Below are 20,018 nucleotides of genomic sequence, written 5' to 3' on the forward strand. Positions count from 1 at the left end.
ACACAAAATGATTAATAAGAAAATGAAAATAAGCGGGCTTGCTTTCATGCTCCTGCTTGCAGGCATTATCTTCTACTTATTATTTCAAGAGAAAACAAATAATGAGAAAGGAGAAGAGGAGTCTTCTACATCAACTGATCGTTCCTCTGAGGAGAACGATGTAGTGGCAGTAGAAGACTTTTTAATACCGACAAAAGGCTCGCGGAAAGACTATTCAGACGCGATACAGAAGGCCATTGATTTTTGTGCTGCACATAAAAAAGAAAAAGTAAAATTGAAGGCTAATAAAAAGTATACGATCAAATCAGGGTTTACTGTAAAAGAAGGAGTAAAAGTAGAATTTGGACAAAATTCCATTCTAATAGTTACAGGAGATTTTCAGGTGATGAATGTGGAGAAGGATGCCGTCATTATAAACGGAACCATTCAAGTAATGGACCCTTCTTTTGGATCAGAAGTGATATACTTAAAAGGTAATGAGCAATTTGATGCAACGAATAAAACCCGTATTGAAAACATGACGATCGTTAATGAAAGCGGTAAACATGAAGGTATTGGCCTTTCACTTTATGCAAAAGGTCCATGGCATAACATTAGTTTTGTAAATTTTGAAAATATATCTATAGTTGGTTTCAAAACAGGTATTCAACTAAAGGCAGAAAATCCGGAAGGAGGGACTTACAGCTGGGTTAACGCCAATCGTTTTGAAAATATAACGCTAGAAGATTGTGTTCAATGTATTAAAATAATAGGTTCAATGAACATCCCAAATGAATGTTCAGGTAATCTTTTTACAGGTCTGCAAGTACAGCTGACTGAAAACACGAAACAATTATTAATGGTTGATGGGTCACATAATCAATTTGAAAGCATAGTGTGGGATGTGCAGCGTATCCAAAATCATGATCCACTCATTATATTCACATCTAAAACAGAGAAAAACCAATTAGATACGAACTTAAGTACTCAATATATCAATGATAATGGACAAAACAATGAGTATTAAGTTGGACTTATATAGTTAGAATAATATAGGATAAAGCAATAGATTTTTACATTTTCTTGTTTTCAAAATCCAAATTGTATATAAAAATCAAAGAAAAGGCAAACTTATTGAAAAATAAGGACGCAAAGCTACAGGTCTAAGGGGGAAGGTGCTATGATGGCTGGGCTGCCTAGATAATTAGGGGGATTCTTTTTATGAACAAGGAGCAAATTTTCGTGGAAAGAGAGTGGATGATGTTAATGAAGGAGGCTAAAAATTTAGGGGTATCTATTCAAGAAGTAAAGAAATTTTTAAAAAGCGGAAGTATATATAAGGAAAAATCAGCATATGAGCCATGATTTCCCTGTTAGACTGGTCATATAATAGGTTAAGCAAACGAAGTGGGGAAGCATTTAACTGAATTTTTAAAAAAATATAGATAGAAGAAAAAGTTAATCGTTAGTCAGACCATTTATAGCAAGAGCTGAATTGAATGGTCTGACATGGCACAATTGACAGATGAATTCTGATATTGAGTAGTTTACTTAGGACTTCCCTAATAGAGTATACATAGTATACTCTATTAGGGAAGTCCTAAAAAAGCTGTATTATTTGTCGGAACTATTGGATTTCTGCCATTTTTGAAATTCAAGAAATTGTTTAAATTGCTCTTTACTAATACCAGACTCCATAGCTTCTTTAGCAAGTTCAAGCCACTCAATATCAATCTCTTCATCTTTATTGTTATTTTCATGAATTAATTTCTCAACAGTCACATCTAACTCCCTAGATATTTTATATAGAAATTGGATGGAAGGATTTAATTGTAGTTGGCGTTCAACCGAAGATATATACGATTTCGCTACGCCTGCCCGATTAGCCAACTCAGTCAATGACAATCCTTTTTTTATCCTAAGTTCGCGAATACGTTCTCCTATAGACATTATGATCACCCTTAAAACATACTAAAATTCAACTATTATTAGTTTATATTAACATGGCAACCATAAAAAGATAAAGCACTGTAATTAAATAATGTGCTAAAAATATACAGTAAATAGTGGATTATAAGTTATTATTAACCATAAATGTATAAATATTGATATTAATCCCAATCATATTTAAAATTTAATCAAAGCCGCAAGCTGCTTAATACATCGGACAATTTCTGCACTTCATAACGAACCACATTAAAAGAAAGCGCAATGTTTCCGAGGCGGTGATTATCATCTGGGAGTATTGCGCTTATTAATAAGTCGAATAGCTGTTGACGCAGAACCGAATAGGAAGCGATTTGTTTCCGTTCGGATTGATTGACGAGAGCAGTCCCAATATCACCGATCACATTTGATGTGGTGCCCCTCATGCCAATAAGAGCGTCAACACCGGCAATGAGTGCAACGATTTCAAGAGGTAAACCAAACAACATCATTAATACGGCGGACGGCGTGACTAAACCAGCTGCTGGTACAGCGGCTGTTCCGATCGACCATAGTGTAGCAATGAAGACGATGATAAAGAAGTCGGTTGTTGTGAGATGCAAATTGACAATGTTCACTACAAAAACGATGGATACCCCCATTCACAGCACCCCGCAGTCAGAATTGAAGACGGCTTCTAAAGACAGTGCGAAACTAACCGTTCGCTCAGAAAAATGCCCGTTTTTTGAGCCGAATCGATTGTGATAAGTAAAGAGGCAATGCTGCTCGATGTAAAAAAGGCAGTTGTATACTTTTGATCAGATGAAAATTTCATCGTTGAAATGGTAATCCCCATGATCATAGCGAGAAAGATAATGACCATTACATCGTCAGTGGAATGGCAGTAGCAATGGGCTTGTGGAGTTTGAAGTAATGATTGTCATTGAGCAAGCGTATGGACAAGTTGTTCATAAATGGACGAGGGAATTGAGAGATGAGAGTGAGAATCCTGATCATCTAAAAGACCGTTACTATTAACATGACTTAAATCGCTTTAAATAGAAGACACCGTTCGAATTAAGAGGGCACTGCAAAACACTTACTTTTAAAGGGAACGCCCGAAAGAATGATTTCTCTTTCGGGTGTTTTTCTTTTGATCCTTTTTTAGTAAGCTATTCTTAACGAACCCATGTGGGGTACAGGTGATAACCGTGTTAAGAAACCAAAAATAAACGGCGATGTCTTTCCATTTAGAACTCTACGAGTTAATTCCAGAAGACCATCTGTTGAAAAAAGTGGATCAAACTGTCGATTTTTCATTCATTCAGGAGATTGTGCAGGAATCCTATTGTATCTATTATGGACGCCCAGCGAATGGGCCGGAACTGATGCTTCGATTGCTTTTCTCCAGATTCCCTATGATCTTTCCGATGAACGGATGATCGCCGAAGCGCAGGTCAATCTGGCTTATAAATGGTTCATACATGCATTTTCGTACGCTCATGCTGGACACACGAAAGAAGCAGGAAACATAATTGGTTCCTGCTTCTTTTTTTACAATGACGTAATCCACATGCGTTGAATGATTATTCATGATGATCATATTTGAATTATTAATTGCCTTCTGTTAAATCTGAACTCACTTCTTCTAATAATGGCGGAATAGGTAAAATGACATCGACGGTTGTTCCTTTATTGATTTCACTTTCAATTGTGATCTTTCCTTGATGCTCTTCAATAATTTTATAACACATCATTAGTCCTAAGCCAGTTCCTTTTTCTTTGAGACTGTAAAAAGGTTCTCCAAGGTATGGAATACGCTCTTTTTGAATCCCACATCCTTGATCAATACAACGAATTAAAACGCGGTTGTGGTCGAGTTTCATTACTTGGACCACTATTTTTCCTCCACTTTGCATCGCTTCAATAGCGTTTTTAAAGATATTGATAAATACTTGTTTTAATTGATTCACTTCGCATCGAATTAATGGAATGTCGGCTTCCGCCTCAATGATGATTTGTATATTGTTCATGATCGCTTCAGGATAAACAACAACTGAAACCTGCTCGATTAACAATCTTAAATCTTGGAGTCGAATAGTGACAGCCTGCGGCTTAGCTACTGCCATAAATTGATTGGTAATTGATTCAATTCGGTTGATCTCAGATACCATCACATCCAAATACCAATCATTGTTTTCACTTATAGAAGATTGTAGTAAACTCAGAAATCCTTTGACAGAAGTCAATGGATTTCGAATCTCATGGGCAATTCCTGCTGATAATTGGCCGATTACAGCAAGCTTCTCCGATTTTCTTAATAATTCTTCCGTTTGCTTCAGTTCTGTGATATCACGTCCTATGATCACAAGTGCTTTACGCCTGCCATCAGGATAAAAAATTGGAACCTTAATAACATCGAAAATAATTGATTTGCTATCAGATTGTGGAATCACTTCTTCACTTCGGGTAACACAGCCATTTTCCCACGTTTTTTGATCTGATTTCTCGCAACAAGATAATGTATCTCGATAGAACTCATTATAGGCAGCCAATTCACTATCTTTTTTACCTTGATAAGGAACATTCTCAAACTGAAAACAAGAAATAGCATAATCGTTCGCTTCAAGCCATCTTCCTTCACCATCTTTAAAGAGAACAACATCAGGCATGGCATTAATTAAAGTACGTAATCGTTTCTCACTTTCTTTCAATGCTTCTTCCATTCGTTTATGTTCCGTAATATCCCTTAAGATGTATACAAAAGCTGTCACATTTCCCTTCGCATTTACAATTGGGGAAACGAAGCTGCTAACATCAATGAAACTTCCATCTTTTCGTTGCCTAATCGTATCAAACGACATAACATGCCTGCTGTTCAATATTTTTTGATGGATTTCGTTACACTCATCAATCAAAAAATCGGGAACGATAGATAGTTGTCTTCCTATTACTTCTTGTTCAGTCCAACCAAATACTTCTACAAAAGCTTCATTCACTTTTATGACATTACATTGTAAGTCGAAAATAATAATAGAATCCACTGTATTTTTAAGAAATAAGCCCAATTGTTGTTTGGTCGATTGCAGATCTTCTTCCATTTTCTTATTTTTGGTAATATCTTTTACAATTCCATAAACTCCAACAATCTCATTATCTATAAAAATCGGGAAATTATTTACTTTTAAATCTACTCGGTATCCATTTTTGTGCTTAAACGCCATCTCATATTCCTGTGGCCTTCCTTTCATTGTTTTTTCAAAATATTTCAATCCGTTTTCTAGATAATCTGGCAGAAATAGGGATGGAAGTGTAATCTTTTGAAGTTCTTCAACCGTGTATCCAATCAGTCTCTCCAAAACCGGATTCGCATCCAATAAATTTGCCTGTAAATCACAAGAATAGATACCATCAGGATGATGATCAAAAAGGGATTTATAAAACTCTGCACATTTAATCGATTTTTTCACCATAACTTGTTCCTTGTCATTAAGATTGGGAATTAAATCCCCACTATCTATACTTGATAAAGATTGGAGCGTTCCATCTATCACACTAGGGAGGGAATATTTTGTAGCAAAGGATATGTCCTTAGAACTTGGTATGGTTGGAGGAATAACGTGAACAACGGCACCGATAGGCATTCCTCCATAAATATACGGGGTTAGTTCAAAGCGCCAAATTCCTTTTGGATGTTCATATTCCCAATGTTTCCTTGAGGTTAAGGATAGCGATAGAGAAGGGGTGCTGACCAAGAAATGGTTCGAATCGATCAAACCTTGTTCATATAAAATAGGAGATGCTTTAATCACCTTCCATCCGCGATCTAAAACTACTAAATAGGACTTTGACTGCCGAGAAATATTTTGGCTTTGATAATATTCGAATAGCTTAGAGCGTTCCAACTTTAATTGGTTAAGCAGCATCTGAGCTCCATCTTGTGCCGCTGAAGTTACTACTGACAAAAAATGAGGATGGTTGACTGCCCATAGCCCTGTTAAATCAATGACTCCCAAAATTTTTTGGGTAGCTGGATCACGGATAGGAGCAGCCGTACATGTCCACTTTTGTACCTCTTGACAAAAGTGTTCTCCAGCAAACACTTGAATCGGAGAACCGGTGGCAATTGCTGTTCCAATAGCATTCGTACCTGCGTTATTTTCTGCCCAAGATGAGCCAGCGACAAAATTCATATCTTCAGCTTTGAGCATTAAAGACAAATCTCCGTCTAAATAAACAATATCGCCGGAAGGATTACAAAACGTTATCAAATGGCCGGAATCCATATACATATCCTTTAATTTCGTAAGTACCGGTTTTAAAGTGCGAAATAAGGGATCTGTTGACACATATTCCTTAATTTGTTCTTCATTGAGGTTGATGGAAGTCTTACTTTGAAGCGGACTGATTCCATGTTCCAAACAACGTTGCCATGAATCATACATTAAAGATCGGATTGTTGGGGTTGTGTTATTACCAGTAATAAAATTTTCCCATTCATGTTCAAGCTTTAGTTTTTCTATTTTCGGACAAGTATACTTATCCAGAGCTATTAGGTTATTCATGACCATAGCTATTCCTCCAAATAAATGATTGTAGTAGCAGACTCTTATCACATAGAATTTTCTTGAATAATAATAATAATAATAGTCTGTATAATCTGAATATAAATGATGCCATTTGGTTAATTTCGGAGGACTGAGTCTAATTTAACAGCATGTGAAATTTATAAATAAATGCATCTTATAATGTACGACGGGGTTAACTCATAGTTATGTAATGGGGTAGCACCAACTTTTTATCACATTTCCAACGCTATAGCTGAAACCCTTGATAAATAAGGTGATTACCTAAAAGGAGTAACGGTAACACTTTGACAATGGTAATTAGGTGTTTTTGCGTTCCCTCAACTTATCCCTAAATCAAAGTCCCTTTCTACAAGGTTATTTACTTTAGAGGGAAATGACTTAGAGTAAGAAAAACACCTATTTAACTGCTAATAAATGTATTATCATGGATTTTACGTCAAAATGTTAGTGGGACCCCCTGTAACGAAAATAAACAACCTTATTCATTCTGATCAGAATAATAAGGTTGTTTACACTTATTTCCTTACTCATTATGTTTATTAACTCTTTCATTGCTATAGAATCTTATTTTAAGAGGGCTTAATGATTAACTCATACTAGAGTTTTAAAACCAAACTAATACCCAGCATATACATAAGCATGACTTCACCTGCCGTTAGTATCACCCACTTTTATATATTAGCTATAGTTTGTTAAGCATACAAAAAAATTTTTTTGTTGTAAATACTTAAAATTATAAATTTTCAAAAAACAGATTTTATTGTAAATAGATTAAGCAAAAGCCTAAAATGATGGGAGTGAATGGTCTCCATTTTACTGGACAAGCGTCATCAGTGAATACCAGGCCTCCGGATGACCATCGCTTTTCCAGTCTACATTTGATCCATTTGCTCCGTGAAGATGAACGACAGACCTAACCTCGGGCGTATCAATAGCACCGTGAAGGGTATGATCAATTGGGGGAAAATGTTTTTTGCAGCTTAGTCAAATACTTTACATAAGTGGTTTTGTCCTTTGTTGCTTCGATGGCAGGCCCAGGACTTATTCCATTGTACCTCCAAATCCGTGTCTGAGGAAAACATTTGTGGACTCGATGTCTTGATTCTTTCATTAGGAGTACAGATGATATGAATAAGAAAAAAAGGAATGTTACAGATAAGGCGTATGAATTATTTATTGAACAGGGATATCATGCTACGTCCATATACGAGTAACGCTTTTCAAAAGGAGCAGGCAACAATGACAGTGAAATGGTTAAAAATGTATGCCTTTGAATAGCTATGTGGATAACGATAAATGCCATTTCTCTCATCTTAAAACTTTTCGATTTTTTTAAAAAAGCGCAACGTTTCCGGGGTGGTAATCACCATTTGGAAGCGTTGTGCATTTTAAATAAAAGCTTTTTGGGGAATTTTTCAATGAAACGTCAAACAGGCTTATTTATTGTTTCTTATCCCCTTCTGGAGCATTGACATCTGGATCGAGCTGATCATCGATTTCACCATCCCCAATCCCATTATTTTGATCGAGTCCATCGTCTGGATTGTTGCTTTTATTCGGAGGATTGTTTTCTGGATCGAGCTGATCATCGACTTCGCCATCATCCATTCCATTATCTTGATCAACGCCATCGTTTACACCGTTGTCTTCATCGACAGGGTTGTTTTCTGGATCTAACTGATCATCGACTTCACCGTCATCCACTCCATTATCCTGATCTTTTCCATCTGCACACCCGGCTAGTCCGCCAAGTGTTAATGTAGCAGCCATTCCACCAACGATTAATTTCTTTTTCCATTTAAAATCCATTTCTATGTCCTCCTTTATCTAAATCTGAATTATTATGTAGCATACCCGTTGTTTTAAAGTTTAAACAAAGACGAAATATCAACAGGAATGCTTAATAAAGCCTTTATGAAAAGGTATAAAATTCCTTATACGGAAGTGTTTTAAAAATAAAATTGCATAATCGTTTTTATCGATTTTTCGTTAAGTTATTGGAATAGGCCGGTATTAATAGGGAACTAAACGAAGTTATTCAATCAATTGCTATTATCTCATTTATGATCATGATAGGGGCTATTCTCAGGAGTTGATTTTATGATATGGACGGTCGGAGTGCTCATGATCTTCTTAAAGAGGAACCTATTTTTAGCCGAACGGCCAGAAATAAATAAGCAGCCAAGCGCTTTTTTAACAAAGTCTTGGCTGTTTTTCCTATTTATAGTAACTAAACTTAACTTATAACGAATTAAAAACGAAAAGAAACGATTATCTAAATATATACAAATGGTGTAAGAGAATCCTTTTTCTTCATTCATCCCCTAGCGGCTGCACCTGCTGCAATCGCTCCTTATTTTGATTCAACTGCTCTTGAAGCCTGTTAACGGGTTCTAGATGTTCACTGTTTTGGAGCGCATTATTGAGCGCATTATCTGCCCGATCCATCACATTTTGTGCTTGTTGAATCAATTGCGGAGTAGGATGCGATTGAGCTTGTTCTACGGCTGTCGTTACATGATCTACAGAATTACGCAATTGAGAGATGACATTTTCATTTTTCCAGCTCACTTTCGTGTGGTCCACCATAGCAAAATCCTCCATATCATTTTTTTGATAGTAGTACGCTCTTACTATGCAAAAACAGCCCCTTTTTTATTCATAAGTTTTATACATTCATTCCAACAAATTTATTGGGCATTCTATCTTTCGTCCCGTGATGACAGAACTTGTTTTACATGCTTTAGACAATGCTGTTTCTGTCCAACAGATGGAGCCTGACCTCATTTTGCATATGGATCTTGGCTTGCCATACACGAGTAAAGATGTTGGCCAGGTGCTTGAAAAACAAGAAATCATTCTGTCTTTTAGCCGCAAAGGATGCCTGTACGATGTGTTCGAGTTATTGACTCAAGTCCAGTTTGACTCATAAACATTTAAGTCGTTTATTGTAAGCTGTTTAGGGATTTTTCATAAATATTTTAGAAAGTTTTAAGATATGTGTGATAAGGTTCTTTTAGTTTATGAGCGAATGATCTCTAAATGTGAAAGTGTGGTTTGTAAACGAGATTTTCGAACTTTAAGAACAAGCTAATTATCAATAAAAATTTTCTAACAGAGTGAAAGGCGGATAAGGAGTGATTAATCATATCGATTAAAACGAGATTTTTGTTGTCTTACGTCGGAGTGATACTTATCTCTATCGCTTTACTGTTGGTAGCTGGGTTTTTAATTATTTTTACGATTACAGGCGATATAAAATCGATAGAGCATTTTTACAAAAAATCGTATGTTCAAAAACCATTAACTACAGTAGAAGAAAGTATGTTTCTCGATTTAAAGCTATTGGCTAAAAATAATCCTGAGCAGCTTCTAAACGAAGAGCAGCTGAAGAAGATTGAACAGAAGGATATCGAAATTGTCGTTAGAAAAGATACGAATGTCGTGTACGCTTCCCCAACACTTGACAAGCAGTCATTGCTTAAGTCTCTTCCTGGATTTGAAGAAACGAACATTAATACGCGTGATACGATAAAAATGGAAAAAAATTTTTTCACGTATGTGAAGTTTGACTTTTATTTTTCAGATAAAAGCAAAGGAAGCATTTTTGTATTGACAAAGGCAAGTTCCTATGCTGAGTTGATCCGAGAGTTGTTTCCCATTTTATCGGGCCTGTTGCTTTTTTTGTTTATCATAATTATTGGACTTTTGAACTATTTAGTTTCAAGAAGTATCATTAGGCCTATTTCCATTCTTAAAGAAGGTGCAGAACGAATCAAATCAGGCGATTTAAATTTTGAAATCATGGCTACTTCGAATGATGAAATCGGACAATTGAATCAAACGTTTGAAGAGATGAGAATAAAATTAAAAGAGTCTGTAAATCTCCAGCTTCAGTACGAGGAAAATCGAAAAGAGCTTCTGTCCAATATTTCGCATGATTTGAAGACACCCATTACTTCGATTATTGGATATGTTGAGGGAATCAAAGACGGTGTGGCAAATACTCCACAGAAAATGGACAAGTATTTATCAACTGTATATTTAAAAGCAAGAGATATGGATTCATTAATTGATGAACTGTTTTTATTTTCAAAGCTGGATTTAAAAAAAGAGCCCTTTACTTTTGAAACTGTCGAACTGAATAACTATATGAGAGACTTCGTTGAAGAACTTTATCTCGATTTACTTCAAAAAGGAATCCAGATTGACCTTCATCTTCTGGATCAGCCTGTTTATGTGACAGCAGACAGAGAGAAATTAAAAAGAGTAATGGCTAACTTAATCAGCAATTGTGTGAAGTATATGAATAAAGATCAAAAGAACATTATCATTTCTCTACAGGAAGGAATGAATGATGTCACTGTACAGATAACAGATAATGGGCACGGAATAGAACCTTCCGCTTTACCTTACATTTTTGATCGCTTTTACCGTGCTGAACAATCCAGAAATTCTCAGACAGGAGGAAGTGGATTAGGACTTGCAATCGCAAAACAAATTATCAGGGAGCATGGAGGGGATATTTGGGCTACTAGTGGGATAGGAAAAGGCACAAGTGTCTTCTTTTCTTTAAAGAAAGGTGAGAAAATATGAAAAAAATATTACTTATTGAAGACGAAGTAAGCATTGCAGAATTGCAAAGAGATTATTTAGAAATTAATGATTTTTATGTCGATATTCAACATACAGGTGATGGTGGACTTCAACAGGGTCTTCAAGGAAATTATGATTTAATTATTCTGGATATTATGCTTCCAGGGGTAAATGGATTTGATATATGCAAACAAATACGCGCTGTTAAAAACATTCCTATTTTGCTTGTATCCGCCAAAAAGGAAGATATCGATAAAGTTCGAGGTCTCGGTTTAGGGGCAGACGATTATATTACTAAGCCATTTAGTCCAAGTGAACTAGTAGCAAGAGTGAAAGCGCATTTAGCACGTTATGAACGTTTAGCAGGAAGCCAAGCGATAATAAATACCATTTTTGTCCATGGGATTTCGATTGATAAGTTGGCTCGTAAAGTTCATATTAGCGGAGAGGAAATTCCATTTACTACGAAGGAATTCGATTTGTTAGTGTTTTTTGTGAAGCACCCTAATCAAGTGTTGAGTAAAGAGCAGCTTTATGAACGTATTTGGGGGTTGGAGTCAGCTGCAGATGTTTCAACTGTGACTGTCCATATCAGAAAATTACGTGAAAAAATCGAGAGAGATCCTGCACATCCAAAATTTTTGGAAACCGTTTGGGGTGCAGGATATCGCTTCAATGTTTAAATAGTGTGTCTCATGTCCTGTCACAAAGGTGGCGGGATTTTTTTATAAATATTAAGAACTTTTATTAATAAGTTTATCTTTTTTTAAGAAATTGTTTAGAGGGAGTTTAAGATTAAGTACTAACATACATTTTAGACGGAATCACAAAGTCCAACTGAAAATTTATAAGGGGGGAATTCTCATAGAACCTCAAAAATTTTTGGAACAAGCAATGTCATCTGCTTCGGAACATGGATATGTGAATGTTGTTAAAGAACTTCTTACCAACACGGATACCGATGTTAATCATGTAAATGACCTAGGCTGGACGGCTTTATTAGAAGCAATTATTTTGAATGATGGAAATGAAAAACAGCAGCAAACGGTGCAATTGCTTATAGATCATGGGGCGGATGTGAACATATCTGATCATAATAATGTGCCCCCTTTACAATATGCACGTGAGAAAGGCTTTAAAGAGATTGAACAAATTTTGTTAAAAGCAGGAGCAAAATAACCATCGTACAAGCCTTCATCAGTGAAATCACATGGTTTTATTGAAATGATTATCAATAAACAAAATTAAATAATTAGGAGCTGACGACATGAACAAAAAAGCAAAAGTATTATCACCTTTACTACTCGGATTAACATTAGTTATAACAGGATGTAACACGAACACACAAGACACCCAAAGTGAACAGAAGCAAGAACAACCTCAAAAAGAAACACAAAACGAAGCACAAATTACGGAGTTACAGCCGTTAAATATGATGACATTACAAATAACATTTACTGAGCCATTACTTGAGGAAGATGTAAATACAGAAAACTTGGAAAATATTAAGAAAAACTTTGGATTTGATAATGATATGAGCATTGTCAACGTTCCACGATTAAAGACGGGTACAGAAAGTACCTATATTGTGCCCGTGACAATCCAAAAACCAGGAACCACATATACAGTTAGTTATAAAGGTGAAGAAAAACAGTCCTTTGAAGCGAGTAAGGAGAAAATCAATATACGTCAAACCAAACAGGTTACAAACGATACATTTGAAATTGAATCCTTTAAAGAAGATGGCGTAACCGATTATGCGAATATTATTGAAGCGTATCGGGCTGATAGAGGTGATTTGGCTTTTCAAGTAGATAACGAAAATAAAGATGAAAATGGAAAACAATATCAAGTGATCTCATCTTTACGAGATCGTGTAGTCACAATGACATCGGATAAAGGGGAAAAAATCACAGCAAATTATGTTCCGTTTACCCAAGCTGCAGATGGCAGACAAGCGCCAAAATTCCGTTTACCAGAAGGGCAAATATTAACGCCTGGTACAGAATATACGGTGACATCTGATTGGGCAACGATCAAGAGCCCAACCTTTACTGCTGAAGAGATTGCTCCTCTTACAATCAAGTCAGCAGAAGCAATCGACAGCAAATCGTTCCAAATAACAGTAGATAAAGATCCGGGTATGGAGTTATTTGCTGGTCGTAAAGTGCAATTAAAAGGTGATGACGGCAGAAGTATAGAAGCCCAATACCGCTTCTCCTCCCGTAAAGGACCTGTTGGAATCTTTGATGTGCTGAACGACAAAACATTGCAATCAGGCGTCAAATACACAGTAGTACCAATGAACAATTGGGCAACTGCAGATCATGTATCTTTAATAGCTAAGTAGAATTAGAAATAAAAGGAAGAGAGACGATTCATCATATCTCTTCCTTTTTTATTATTTAAGGTCTTTGAGATGGAAAAGAGGGGTATGGTAAATAATTCTTCTGTTTTTAGTAAATGTTTTGCATCAGAACCATTTTCCTGAATACGTATTTGATTATAATAATGTATATATTGATTTATAAGTTGTACTACCTTAAAATAGAGTAAAGATTCCCTTTTTAGGGTGTAGAATCCTTCCGACTTTAGCGAGGAATGAAAGGATTCAATGAAAGGCATTGTCAAAGCAGCTTCCTTTAAGGGACTGCTAATGGCAATGCCTTTTTCTTTAGATAAATCTTAAATAGGCATAGGACGTATATACAGAACCTTGATCGCTGTGTAAAAGAATTTCAGTTGCTTCACGCTTTTGAACAGTCTCATTTAGCGTATTTAATATAAGTGAAGTCAGCCAGTATGAAGAAGTAATTGTTGAGAAAGAGTCAGTCTCCTAACAACCTGCTAAATCAAAACAAAAGAAAAAACATTTCGAATAAAATGAATTAATGCTTCAAATATTTCTTTGAATAGTTTGAAACAAGGTAATTACGATGAACTAGGAGGAACGATAAGATGGAGTTTGATACAAGTGTAGGCCCATTAGTCACTATTAAAGTAATCGGTGTTGGTGGCGGAGGAAACAACGCCGTTAATCGTATGATCGAGCACGGAGTTCAAGGCGTAGAGTTTATTGCTGTTAATACAGATGCACAAGCTCTTAATTTATCAAAAGCAGAGATCAAGATACAAATCGGTGCAACATTGACAAGAGGTTTAGGAGCAGGTGCAAATCCAGAAGTAGGTAAAAACGCAGTTAAAGAAAGCAAAGAGAGGCTCCAAAAAGCATTAAAAGGTGCAGACATGGTAATCGTTACAGCCGGAATGGGCGGCGGTACGGGAACAGGGGCAGCCTCTGCTATTGCTCAAATTGCCCGTGAGCTTGGTGCATTAACCATTGGTGTTGTAACACGTCCGTTCAAGTTTGAAGGCCGTAAGCGTGCAACACAAGCGGCGGGCGGAATTGCCTCAATGAAGGAAGCGGTGGACACATTAATTGTGATTCCAAACGATCGCTTATTGGAGATTATCGATAAACATGTACCCATGCTTGAAGCATTCCGTGAAGCAGATCATATCCTTCGCCAAGGCATACAAGGTATTTCGGATTTAATTACCGTACCAGGTTTAATCAACGTTGATTTTGCTGACGTGAAAACGATTATGTCTAATAAAGGATCTGCTTTAATAGGTATTGGCAGGGCAACAGGTAAAGACCGCGCTGCTGAAGCTGCAAAGAGAGCCATTTCCAGTCCGTTACTTAACACATCCATCGATGGAGCTCAAGGTGTGCTAATGAAACTCACAGGCGGCACCAATTTAAGTCTATATGAAGTACAAGAGGCAGCAAATGTTATTGCATCTGCTTCAGACTACGAGTTAAACATGATTTTCGGTTCTGTCGTTAATGAAAACTTAAACGATGAAATTATCGTAACCATTATTGCTACTGGCTTCAATGATCAAGAGATGCCATCATTAAAACCGTCTTCCCATCCTTCAACGGCAGAAATGTCAAAACCACAGCCACAAGCCTAAACAGATGGTTTTGTATGAAGAAAGTGATTCCTCTATGTAATGGAATAGGTCTCGACCCATTTTATTACATAGAGGCCACCAAGCGATAGTGCAGTAGAAGTGTAAGCAACTGAACAAAGAATCATCAATGAGAAATCCATTTTAATGAATCTTTTTTGATTATTTATTCTTTAGCAGCTGCAACTGCTGTAATTGCTCTTTATTTTGGTGCAACTGCTCTTGAAGTCTGTTAATAGGTTCCAGATGTTCACTGTTTTGGATAGCATTACTGAGCGCATTATTTGCTCGCTCCATTGTATTTTGCGCTTGTTGGATCAACTGCAGAGAATGAAAGAGTAGGTTGTATAGAGATATGCAGATTAATCGTTTTTATCTCGATCATCGTTTGTAGAACATGTCTCCAGCATGGTACAATACTCCTGTACAGATTACTTTTTGAAAACGGAAGATATCATGAGACAACCATGGTACAAACAATAATACAAATAAACTTACTTAAGTTATATTTCTGAACGCTTTCGGACAAAGTCCGGGGCGTTTTTTTGAAAGGAAGTAAGAAATGGTGAACGACGAAAACTTTTTAAAATTAAAACAAACGGTGGACACGCTTATTACCTATAAGGAGCAAGGTGTGGACGTCAGTGGAGCGGATTATCCTGTTTACATAAAAGAGATAAAGAGGTATTGGCAACTGCTTCGGGTGGAAGAACTCGACGCAGTGAAGTTATTTATATTTAAGCAGAGTATGTTCGAGATGACGCCGAGTGAACGGTCGGGTGTACTCGGCTCGTTCGGTATTCAATTGACAGATAAGGATAAAAAGAAAGGGACCACAGGTGCGATGGAGCGGCTGTACAGGCACTATCATAAGTCGACTGTACGCGCGCGCGTCGAGCAAATTGTTGCATCGTCGGTACGTGAAGCGGCGGTCGCGTTACGAAAAGAGGAGACGATGGCAGATGAGTTAGCGGAACCGTCACCTGTATCCATATTGTTCACGGCACTAAACGACCAGCGCCCAGACTGGATGGGCGACTTGATCAAACACGCCCCACTCGAGTATGTGAAATTGCAAACAGACCTGTTGACCTTTGCCGGTGATATTCCGAGTGATGTCTTTTCTTTTAAAAAGACGCAAGATACAGCCCCATCCAACCTTCTAGACGACGAACGAAATGATGGGGAGAAAGACCGCGAAATAGCAAAATTGACCGAACAGGTTCGTTTGTTGCAAAAGGAAAAAGAGGACATACAATGTGAATTGGATTCTTTTTTGGAAGAGGCGACGAAGGAAGTGACTACGCTGCAAGAAGAGTGCAATATATGTCATGATGTCGTGATGCAACTGAATGATAAAGTGGAACAGCAGGCGCTTGTCATTCGCACGTTGAAACGTGAAACAGATGGACAGAAAGAGGAACCTGTTCTTGATTTACGTGGTGCGGTTGTCGCATTCATCGGTGGGGAAAAAGTGCGCCATTTCCAAAAAGTTGTTCATAAATACAACGGGAAAATGAACTTTGTATCAGAAACCGATTTGACACTTGTCGACGGTGCAGTAAGCCGGGCAGACGTCGTTTTTTTTATGCACGGTTTTGCGGGCCATTCGCTTTATTATAAAACGAAAGAAGCGGCAGCCAAATACGATGTTCCGTTTGAATATGTAAACACAACAGGCGTCAGCGGATTTGAACGACAATTGAAAAATTTTATCGTTCAAACCATTTGAAAGAAGGAGTGATAAGGTGTTAGAACTGTTAATGATAACGCGGACAGTGCTCATTGTCCTGCTCGTTGTGCTGATCGTAATATGGCTTCTGAAAAAATTATTCCGATTGGCTTTTTTTGCGGTGGTGATTTTGGGGATTTGGTATGTGTGTACGCATTATTTTGGGCTCCGATGAGGGGCTCTTTTTTATTTTGATTTTTGGGAGAATAGATAAAATCCACTTTCCATCCGATTGTTGAATCTCACCTTGCCCATACGAATAGCATAACGTATGGGCAGAGAGGTGAAGACCGTTTTTGTCTGTAAAATCTCGTGATCCAGTGCCGAAATATAATTTCACTAGAGGGAAGTGATAAAGATGCAATTTTTTTATACGGTTCGTCCCGGTGATACATTGTACCAGATTGCGAGGCGATGGGAACTTCCAGTTGAATCCGTTATTGCGGCAAGCAATTTGACGCCTCCCTACACGATTTTTGTGAGGCAACAGCTGTCGATTCCGCCTGGTGTCAATGCATACCGCGTACAGCCGGGAGATTCGATCAATCGGATTTCTCAAATTTATGGAGTACCGTCAACCGTGATCATTGAAGCAAACCGGCTTCAGCCCCCTTACGTTATACAGGCCGGTCAGCTACTGAATATTCCGCCTGGTGTCCCTTACTATGTCGTGCAATCCGGCGATACACTGTTTCAGATCGCCAGACGCTATAACGTGACAACGGGAGGACAAAGTAATTACGAGCTGATCCGGCAGGTCAACCGACTTCCATCCTCGACCATTTTTCCGGGAATGAAATTAGTCATTCCTTACGCCCCTCCTGGTGATCGAGGGCTGATTGCGTATACATCGGATCGCGGTGGACATGACGATATTTGGTTATATCATCCTCAAAATGGAATGAATGTGCAGCTAACAAACGAATTAGGCGACTCTTTCTCGAAACCGATATGGTCGCCGGACAGCCGTAAAATCGCTTTTGTAGGGAAGAAAAGAATTCTCTACGTTATTTTTATCACTACCGGTTCAATAGCCCGTATTGATCAGTTGGAGGAAGGGGCGGAATTAGGTTTGGGGTGGTCGCCGGACAGCCAACAATTAGCCTATACGAAGCAGGAACACATGGTTTTGTATAACGTCCTATCACACGAAGAGCAAAGCATTCGGCAGCCTGGTGCATCCGATGTCGGATGGTTTCCAAACGGGACGGAACTGCTGTTTCAAGCACCAGACGCATCGAGTATAAGTCAGCTTTTCCGTATTCGAACAGACGGAACAGGTAAACAGCCAATCACAAAAAACACGGACGGTCCTCTCCATAATGCTCGTCTATCTCCCGATGGAACATTTGCGCTTTATACAACGCCTGGTGCTAGTATTTCGATCATTCACACCGTAGAGCTCTCAACAGGCAATGTGTTTGAAGTGAAAGGAGGCCCGCTTGCCAAAAATTATTTCCCGGAATGGTCTCCTAACTCTTCGCAAATTGCTTACAGCGCGACTGCTTTTGACGACAGAGGATCTTTCTCGCAGATCAGAACCGTGGGACGCCAAGGAGAAAATGATCGGATAGGGGCGATCTCCAATTGCTTTGCGACACCTGTCACCTGGTCACCAAATGGTAGAAAAATCGCTTATCTTTCCGGCTGCAAGGAACAGGAGTTTGCCAGTGAGATATGGGTTCTTGATCTCCATCACCCTGTTCCCATTCGCCTTATCGAAGGAGTTAGGATCATGTCTCTGCAGTGGTCACCTTTGCCGATTCTTGATTTATCGAGAAAGACATATACGAACCCAGTCTACAAAGTTAGATTCCAATATCCGTCGCACTGGCAAAAAGTAAACATAGAAGGTCATGGAAAAAAGCTCTCCTGCCAGGGGGAGCTTTTTCAGACTTTCTCATAAATATTGATTTACAGGAGACGATATAAACATCCATTTGATTAAAATAAAGGACGTGAATATAATGGATTAATGGATTTTGTTCATGAACAGGAATCATTTACGGCCATTCAATGGGTTTTAAGAGCAGTTGTTGCTTTTTACTTTTTGCGGCTAAACAAACAGAAAGTACATAATCTAATGCAGCATAAGGACATTATGTTGTATTAAAAAGCCCACATATTTAAAATATGTGGGCTTAAACGGTTGGTACTTTCCGACAGCTTATTTATAAATCTGCTTCAGGTGCTGGTGTTGCCCCTATATTTATGGGAATGGGGATGAGAGCCGTTAACGGTCGTTACCCCTTGAAAAGTATGATAATGTCCACCATTAGGTAATGGAATAGCAGGACCAGTCAATCCTCGGATTTCATGTTTGTGTCCATCATCAAATGAAGTAACCGTAAAGTATCGATGAGTATGGGGTACTCCGGTAGGCGCAGGTTCCGTTGTTCCAGCATAGTGATGATGATGTCCTTCATTAAAAGAGGTCACTCCTGAAAAATGATGGATATGGACGGGTACGGGCCGGCCATTCCATGTTGTAATATACAAATGGTGAGAATGGCCAGAATCTGAATTTGAATCGTCTGAATGCATAATCAAACCAGTAACCGGTATTTCCATATGTGTTTTTCGCCACCTTTCTTATCCTTCTCCTACACTTTATGAAAATGAGGGCGAAGAATTCCTCCTTTAAGAGTGCTCGATTTTATTATGGCGATTTTAATTGGAAACATTATTGCCCATCCTTTGTCGGATGAACAATTGGGACTAAAGAGATCTATGATAACGATGACTGTCTTAGTTCTTTTATATATAGCTGGTGTATTTTTGAGTTTAAAATGGGTCAAATTAAGACGCTGGCTTGACCCTTCCCCTTATCCACTCATAATAAAAGTCAAAATAAAGATAGAAGAAACACGTCAAAATGAGACCGTTTTTTATCAAAGGAGGATAAAGTTTAGATATCAACTAAAAAAGAAGGGATGGACTTAAGTCAATAATCTGGACACAAAAAAATTAAGTCTTAAGCTGTTTTTCTAATTTGATCCTTAATGGCTTGTAGTGCTTGGTAGCCGCTGATACTGCTATCGCTTCTTTCATTTGGCCATACCATTTATCATTTTCCGACAGAAGACTCCCTCTTCAATCGTGTGAAGTGCGAAGCCCAATGATAAGGGGGAGATGAATGTCGGTTAGGCGATAGCCTAAAGGTATTTCTTGTCAATCATTTTCGAATGAAATATAATCAGTCTTAAAAAACATAAGGA

Annotated in this window: 17 protein-coding genes, 2 pseudogenes and 1 riboswitch; of the genes and pseudogenes, 12 read left to right on the plus strand and 7 right to left on the minus strand. The window is 37.9% G+C overall.

Annotated features, from left to right (window positions below; translation table 11 throughout):
• Window positions 1-7: 7 nt before the first annotated feature.
• Window positions 8-1,006, plus strand: a complete 999-nt coding sequence (locus AWH49_RS15300; RefSeq protein WP_082862888.1) for a hypothetical protein — start codon at window positions 8-10, stop codon at window positions 1,004-1,006.
• Between the two features lie 87 nt (window positions 1,007-1,093).
• Window positions 1,094-1,179: riboswitch (cyclic di-GMP riboswitch) on the plus strand.
• Between the two features lie 21 nt (window positions 1,180-1,200).
• Entirely contained in the window at window positions 1,201-1,344 is a 144-nt protein-coding gene (locus AWH49_RS19520) for an anti-repressor SinI family protein (RefSeq protein ID WP_082862889.1), read from the plus strand.
• Between the two features lie 249 nt (window positions 1,345-1,593).
• On the opposite strand, the gene AWH49_RS15305 is transcribed toward AWH49_RS19520, so the two are convergent.
• Entirely contained in the window at window positions 1,594-1,929 is a 336-nt protein-coding gene (locus AWH49_RS15305) for a helix-turn-helix domain-containing protein (RefSeq protein ID WP_063966440.1), read from the minus strand.
• Window positions 1,930-2,117: 188 nt separating this feature from the next.
• On the minus strand, window positions 2,118-2,567 hold the full coding sequence (locus AWH49_RS15310) for a cation:dicarboxylate symporter family transporter (RefSeq protein WP_063966441.1): 450 nt from the start codon (window positions 2,565-2,567) through the stop codon (window positions 2,118-2,120).
• Window positions 2,568-3,143: 576 nt separating this feature from the next.
• On the opposite strand from AWH49_RS15310, the pseudogene AWH49_RS20840 reads away from it, so the two are divergent.
• Window positions 3,144-3,388, plus strand: a pseudogene (locus tag AWH49_RS20840) (transposase); the annotation flags it as partial.
• Between the two features lie 130 nt (window positions 3,389-3,518).
• On the opposite strand, the gene AWH49_RS19525 reads toward AWH49_RS20840, so the two are convergent.
• The 3 genes from AWH49_RS19525 to AWH49_RS15330 all read right to left on the minus strand — a co-directional run bounded on the left by AWH49_RS19525 (window position 3,519) and on the right by AWH49_RS15330 (window position 9,083).
• Window positions 3,519-6,476: a PAS domain S-box protein gene (locus AWH49_RS19525; RefSeq protein ID WP_082862890.1), complete on the minus strand. Its 2,958-nt coding sequence runs from the start codon at window positions 6,474-6,476 to the stop codon at window positions 3,519-3,521.
• A gap of 1,458 nt (window positions 6,477-7,934) precedes the next feature.
• Window positions 7,935-8,303: a hypothetical protein gene (locus AWH49_RS15325; protein ID WP_063966443.1), complete on the minus strand. Its 369-nt coding sequence runs from the start codon at window positions 8,301-8,303 to the stop codon at window positions 7,935-7,937.
• A 504-nt stretch (window positions 8,304-8,807) separates the two neighbouring features.
• Window positions 8,808-9,083 carry a hypothetical protein gene (locus AWH49_RS15330; protein WP_018393651.1) on the minus strand — a complete coding sequence of 92 codons (276 nt, stop codon included), beginning with the start codon at window positions 9,081-9,083 and terminating at the stop codon, window positions 8,808-8,810.
• 130 nt (window positions 9,084-9,213) lie between these two features.
• Here AWH49_RS15330 and AWH49_RS20165 point away from each other — a divergent pair, with 130 nt between their 5' ends.
• The 5 genes and pseudogenes from AWH49_RS20165 to AWH49_RS15350 all read left to right on the plus strand — a co-directional run bounded on the left by AWH49_RS20165 (window position 9,214) and on the right by AWH49_RS15350 (window position 13,440).
• Window positions 9,214-9,426, plus strand: a complete 213-nt coding sequence (locus tag AWH49_RS20165; protein WP_157723752.1) for a hypothetical protein — start codon at window positions 9,214-9,216, stop codon at window positions 9,424-9,426.
• A 215-nt stretch (window positions 9,427-9,641) separates the two neighbouring features.
• Window positions 9,642-11,090, plus strand: coding sequence for a sensor histidine kinase (locus tag AWH49_RS15335; RefSeq protein ID WP_063966444.1), 1,449 nt, complete (start codon window positions 9,642-9,644; stop codon window positions 11,088-11,090).
• Window positions 11,087-11,773, plus strand: a complete 687-nt coding sequence (locus tag AWH49_RS15340; protein ID WP_063966445.1) for a response regulator transcription factor — start codon at window positions 11,087-11,089, stop codon at window positions 11,771-11,773. Before AWH49_RS15335 ends, AWH49_RS15340 begins: the two co-directional genes overlap by 4 nt.
• Window positions 11,774-11,981: 208 nt before the next feature.
• Window positions 11,982-12,269 (plus strand): annotated as a pseudogene (locus tag AWH49_RS15345) (ankyrin repeat domain-containing protein); the annotation flags it as partial.
• An 88-nt stretch (window positions 12,270-12,357) separates the two neighbouring features.
• Window positions 12,358-13,440 (plus strand): hypothetical protein, encoded by a 1,083-nt coding sequence (locus AWH49_RS15350; protein WP_063966446.1) that lies wholly within the window; start codon window positions 12,358-12,360, stop codon window positions 13,438-13,440.
• 2 nt (window positions 13,441-13,442) lie between these two features.
• On the opposite strand, the gene AWH49_RS21365 is transcribed toward AWH49_RS15350, so the two are convergent.
• Complete coding sequence (locus tag AWH49_RS21365; RefSeq protein WP_063966447.1) at window positions 13,443-13,715, minus strand: IS3 family transposase; 273 nt, start codon at window positions 13,713-13,715, stop codon at window positions 13,443-13,445.
• A 333-nt stretch (window positions 13,716-14,048) separates the two neighbouring features.
• Between AWH49_RS21365 and ftsZ the strand changes: the two genes are divergently transcribed.
• From ftsZ to AWH49_RS15370, 3 genes are all read left to right on the plus strand, one after another.
• The gene (gene ftsZ, locus AWH49_RS15360; protein ID WP_063966448.1) at window positions 14,049-15,071 is read left to right on the plus strand and encodes a cell division protein FtsZ; all 1,023 of its coding nucleotides are present in this window, start codon (window positions 14,049-14,051) and stop codon (window positions 15,069-15,071) included.
• Window positions 15,072-15,630: 559 nt separating this feature from the next.
• Window positions 15,631-16,800, plus strand: coding sequence for a DUF2325 domain-containing protein (locus AWH49_RS15365; protein ID WP_063966449.1), 1,170 nt, complete (start codon window positions 15,631-15,633; stop codon window positions 16,798-16,800).
• A gap of 358 nt (window positions 16,801-17,158) precedes the next feature.
• Window positions 17,159-18,706, plus strand: coding sequence for a LysM peptidoglycan-binding domain-containing protein (locus tag AWH49_RS15370; protein WP_244886891.1), 1,548 nt, complete (start codon window positions 17,159-17,161; stop codon window positions 18,704-18,706).
• Between the two features lie 278 nt (window positions 18,707-18,984).
• Here the strand turns inward: AWH49_RS15370 and AWH49_RS19535 are convergent, their stop codons facing one another.
• Window positions 18,985-19,371, minus strand: coding sequence for a YmaF family protein (locus tag AWH49_RS19535; RefSeq protein ID WP_082862891.1), 387 nt, complete (start codon window positions 19,369-19,371; stop codon window positions 18,985-18,987).
• A 90-nt stretch (window positions 19,372-19,461) separates the two neighbouring features.
• Between AWH49_RS19535 and AWH49_RS20545 the strand changes: the two genes are divergently transcribed.
• A complete protein-coding gene (locus AWH49_RS20545) occupies window positions 19,462-19,743 on the plus strand; it encodes a hypothetical protein (protein WP_211268406.1) in 282 nt (93 codons plus the stop codon).
• The last annotated feature ends 275 nt before the right edge of the window (window positions 19,744-20,018 follow it).

Origin of the sequence: Domibacillus aminovorans (assembly GCF_001643235.1) — a bacterium.
GTDB lineage: Bacteria > Bacillota > Bacilli > Bacillales > Domibacillaceae > Domibacillus > Domibacillus aminovorans.

Bases quoted from the DNA above. Each gene is read 5' to 3' on its own strand.
- AWH49_RS15300 (WP_082862888.1), top strand. From the start codon at position 8: ATGATTAATAAGAAAATGAAAATAAGCGGGCTTGCTTTCATGCTCCTG.
- AWH49_RS19520 (WP_082862889.1), top strand. From the start codon at position 1,201: ATGAACAAGGAGCAAATTTTCGTGGAAAGAGAGTGGATGATGTTAATG.
- AWH49_RS15305 (WP_063966440.1), bottom strand. From the start codon at position 1,929: ATGTCTATAGGAGAACGTATTCGCGAACTTAGGATAAAAAAAGGATTG.
- AWH49_RS15310 (WP_063966441.1), bottom strand. From the start codon at position 2,567: ATGGGGGTATCCATCGTTTTTGTAGTGAACATTGTCAATTTGCATCTC.
- AWH49_RS19525 (WP_082862890.1), bottom strand. From the start codon at position 6,476: ATGGTCATGAATAACCTAATAGCTCTGGATAAGTATACTTGTCCGAAA.
- AWH49_RS15325 (WP_063966443.1), bottom strand. From the start codon at position 8,303: ATGGATTTTAAATGGAAAAAGAAATTAATCGTTGGTGGAATGGCTGCT.
- AWH49_RS15330 (WP_018393651.1), bottom strand. From the start codon at position 9,083: ATGGTGGACCACACGAAAGTGAGCTGGAAAAATGAAAATGTCATCTCT.
- AWH49_RS20165 (WP_157723752.1), top strand. From the start codon at position 9,214: ATGACAGAACTTGTTTTACATGCTTTAGACAATGCTGTTTCTGTCCAA.
- AWH49_RS15340 (WP_063966445.1), top strand. From the start codon at position 11,087: ATGAAAAAAATATTACTTATTGAAGACGAAGTAAGCATTGCAGAATTG.
- AWH49_RS15350 (WP_063966446.1), top strand. From the start codon at position 12,358: ATGAACAAAAAAGCAAAAGTATTATCACCTTTACTACTCGGATTAACA.
- AWH49_RS21365 (WP_063966447.1), bottom strand. From the start codon at position 13,715: ATGCCTTTCATTGAATCCTTTCATTCCTCGCTAAAGTCGGAAGGATTC.
- ftsZ (WP_063966448.1), top strand. From the start codon at position 14,049: ATGGAGTTTGATACAAGTGTAGGCCCATTAGTCACTATTAAAGTAATC.
- AWH49_RS15365 (WP_063966449.1), top strand. From the start codon at position 15,631: ATGGTGAACGACGAAAACTTTTTAAAATTAAAACAAACGGTGGACACG.
- AWH49_RS15370 (WP_244886891.1), top strand. From the start codon at position 17,159: ATGCAATTTTTTTATACGGTTCGTCCCGGTGATACATTGTACCAGATT.
- AWH49_RS19535 (WP_082862891.1), bottom strand. From the start codon at position 19,371: ATGGAAATACCGGTTACTGGTTTGATTATGCATTCAGACGATTCAAAT.
- AWH49_RS20545 (WP_211268406.1), top strand. From the start codon at position 19,462: ATGGCGATTTTAATTGGAAACATTATTGCCCATCCTTTGTCGGATGAA.